This window comes from Mycobacterium angelicum (assembly GCF_002086155.1).
In the GTDB taxonomy this organism is placed as follows: domain Bacteria; phylum Actinomycetota; class Actinomycetes; order Mycobacteriales; family Mycobacteriaceae; genus Mycobacterium; species Mycobacterium angelicum.
The window spans coordinates 1-3,271 of record NZ_MVHE01000148.1 but is presented as its reverse complement, the minus strand read 5'-3'; the positions used below and the strand labels follow the sequence as shown (position 1 = coordinate 3,271).

2 protein-coding genes and 1 pseudogene are annotated in these 3,271 nt (G+C 71.0%); all 3 read left to right on the top strand.

The window, feature by feature from the left end:
* Positions 1-897 (top strand): annotated as a pseudogene (locus tag BST12_RS32435) (PE family protein); the annotation flags it as partial.
* 441 nt (positions 898-1,338) lie between these two features.
* Positions 1,339-2,340 (top strand): PAS domain-containing protein, encoded by a 1,002-nt coding sequence (locus BST12_RS28545; protein WP_083116503.1) that lies wholly within the window; start codon positions 1,339-1,341, stop codon positions 2,338-2,340.
* 92 nt (positions 2,341-2,432) lie between these two features.
* Positions 2,433-3,271: PE family protein (locus BST12_RS28540; RefSeq protein WP_139802026.1), on the top strand; the 839-nt coding region annotated here is incomplete at its 3' end.

Below are 3,271 nucleotides of genomic sequence, written 5' to 3'. Positions count from 1 at the left end.
GCAGGCAACGGTGCCACCGGCGGCGCCGGCGGCACCGGCGGACTGCTGGGCACCGGCGGGGCCGGTGGAGCCGGCGGAACCCCGGCCAGTGCCGGTAAGGGCGGCGGGGTTGGCGGTGCTGGTGGAGCCGGCGGCCTGTTCGGCGGTGGCGGCGCCGGCGGAGCAGGGGCGTTTTCCGACGCCGCAGCAGGAACCGGCGCCGCGGGCGGCAATGGCGGGGCTGCCGGACTGCTGGCCGGGCTGGTCGGAGCCGGCGGCGGGCACGGGGGTGACGGCGGCGTCGGACTCGGCACCGGCGGCGCCGGTGGCGCCGGCGGCGACGGCGGCATGCTGGGCGGCCCGGGCGGCGCCGGCGGCACCGGCGGCATCGGCTCGACTGGTGGAGTCGGCGGGGCCGGCGGCAAGGCCGGCCTGTTGTTCGGCAGCGGCGGGATAGGAGGCAGCGGCGGCGACGGCGTGAATACCGGCGGCGTCGGCGGCGCCGGCGGCAATGCGGGCCTGCTGATGTCCAGCGGCGGAGCCGGCGGCGCCGGTGGGCTCGGCCTCATCGGCGGAGCCGGTGGAGCGGGCGGCAACGCCGGCCTACTGGGGTGCGGTGGGATCGGCGGAGCCGGCGGATACGGCAACTTCGACCTCAGCGGCGGAATCGGCGGGGCAGGCGGAGCCGGTGGTAGGGGCGGTCAGCTGATTGGCATCGGCGGCGCCGGAGGCGCCGGCGGTCAAGGCGACGTCACCGGCGGCGACGGTGGAAACGGCGGCGACGCCGTCCTCATCGGCAATGGCGGCAACGGCGGCAACCCCGGCGTCGGCCCAACACCGGTTGCCGGCGGTAAACGCGGAACCGGCGGCGGCGGTGGCCTACTTCTTGGCCTCAACGGCATCGACGGCTTGCCGTAACTCGGGCGGCAAGCGCTCTTAGCATCGACCGTGCACGGGTGGATTTGCCCGTGCATCCAGGGCGGCGAAATCGCGGAAACTCAACCCTCAGCGCACACGCCTCGAGGAACAACATCCGCCACTACAGGTCTATTGACTAACAGCAGGCGCGCGCCCGGTCGCTGGTTGAGCAGCACCGGCTGAACGAGAAATTCCGAGGACGGCGACCGACCCCTCGACGATCGCGTCCCCGGATCGGACAAACACGACCCGTTCGCACCCCAATGCGGGCGGCAAAAAGCTACCCGGATCGAAGTGGCCTGCGCAACTCACCCAGCCGGGCCGCCGCGCTAAATCCTGAAATCCAGCCGGTCCAAGACGAATAGCATTGCGCTGCAACCAGATTGACCCCCCAACACCAGCCGCGTCGATGCAATCCAGCCCGATCAGTAAACTGCGCGTATGAGCCACGACTGGCTGCTCGTGGAGACGCTGGGGGATGAACCGGCAGTGGTAGCGCAGGGGCGGCAGCTCAAAAACCTCGTCCCGATCAACACGTTCCTGCGCCGTAGTCCTTATCTCGCGGCCGTCCGAACGGCGATCGCCGAATCGCTGGCCACGGGCCAGAGTTTGACCAGCATCACCCCGAAAAGCGATCGCGTCATCCGCACCGAACCGGTGGTGATGTCCGACGGTCGCATGCACGGTGTGCACGTATGGACCGGGCCGGCTGACGCAGAACCGCCGGAGCGGCCGACGCCCGGCCCGCTGAAGTGGGACCTGACCCTGGGGGTGGCCACCGACACCCGCGAGTCGCTGGCCAACAGCGGCAAGAACCCCGAAGTCGAGGTGACCTACGGCAGAGCCTTCGCCGAGGATCTGCCCTCACGCGAACTGAACCCGAACGAAACCAAGGTGCTGGCCATGGCGGTCAAGGCAGAGCCGGGCCAAACATTGTGCAGCACTTGGGATCTCACCGATTGGCAGGGAAACCCGATCCGGATAGGTTTCACCGCGCGCAGCGCGCTGGAACCGGGACCAGACGGTCGCGATCATCTGGTTGCGCGGGCGATGAACTGGCGTGCCGAGCGCAAGGGCCCGGCGGTGACAGTCGACGATCTGGCACAGCGGATCCTCAACGGCCTGGCCCAGGCCGGTGTGCATCGAGCCCTTGTCGACCTCAACACGTGGACCTTACTGAAGTGGCTTGACGAGCCGTGTTCCTTTTATGACTGGCGCGGCGGCGAAGGCAAGCCGCGCGTGCATCCCGACGACGAGCAGTTAGTCGCTTCCATGACAACGGAATTCGCCAACGGAGCCACCAGCCGGGTGCTACGGCTACCCGGGCTCGACACCGATTGGGTTCCGGTGCATGTCACGGTCAACCGGGTGGAATTGGAACCGGACACCTTCGCCGGACTCATCTCGCTGCGCTTGCCCACCGAGGAAGAAGTCGCGGGATAAGCGCCGCGCTCAGGCCCTCGACCGAAAAACCTTGACCTGCCCCGATACCCGGCACATCGCGCTACCGTGTGATTCGCAGCGGGAGGTGCCAGATGTCATTTGTGGTCGCAGCTCCGGACGCGCTGGCAGCGGCGGCCGCGGATTTGTCGGACCTTGGTTGGATGCTCAGCGCCGTCAATGCGGCTGCGGCAACGTCAACCACCTCGCTGACGGCTGCGGCAGCCGACGAGGTCTCGGCCGCGGTGGCGGCCGTGTTCGGGTCCTACGCCCAGGCCTATCAACGACTCAGCGCCCAAGCGGCCGGATTTCATAGCCAGGTGGTGCAGGCGTTGACCACGGCCGCGGGTACCTATACCGCCGCCGAGGCCACCAATGTGCTCGACCTCGTCAACGCCCAGACCCGCGCGCTGTTGGGTCGCCCGCTGATCGGCAACGGCGCCAACGGCGGATCGGGCACCGGCGCGGACGGCGAGCCGGGCGGCATCCCCGGTGGCACCGGCGGCGCCGGCCTGCCGGATAACCCCGGCGGCGTTGGCGGCAACGGCGGAGCGGGCTGGCTGTTCGGCAATGGCGGCGCCGGCGGCGCCGGCGGCACCGGGGTGGTCGACGGCGGATCCGGCGGGATGGGCGGGGCCGGCGGGCTATTCGGCAACGGCGGAGCCGGCGGCGTCGGCGGCGCGAGCCGGACCGCCCCCGGTGGTGCCGGCGGGGCCGGCGGCAGCGGTGGGTTGTTCGGCCTCGGAGGCATCGGCGGTACCGGGGGACTCGGCGTGGACACGGTGGGGGGAACGGGCGGGATCGGCGGTCACGGCGGTGTCCTCTGGGGCTCCGGCGGCGCCGGCGGGGCCGGCGGGTCCGGCCACGACACCGGTGGCACCGGCGGGACCGGCGGCGGCGCCGGCCTGCTGTTCGGCGACGGCGGGGCCGGCGC

Coding starts and splice junctions, on each gene's coding strand:
- BST12_RS28545 (WP_083116503.1), top strand. CDS start 1,339: ATGAGCCACGACTGGCTGCTCGTGGAGACGCTGGGGGATGAACCGGCA.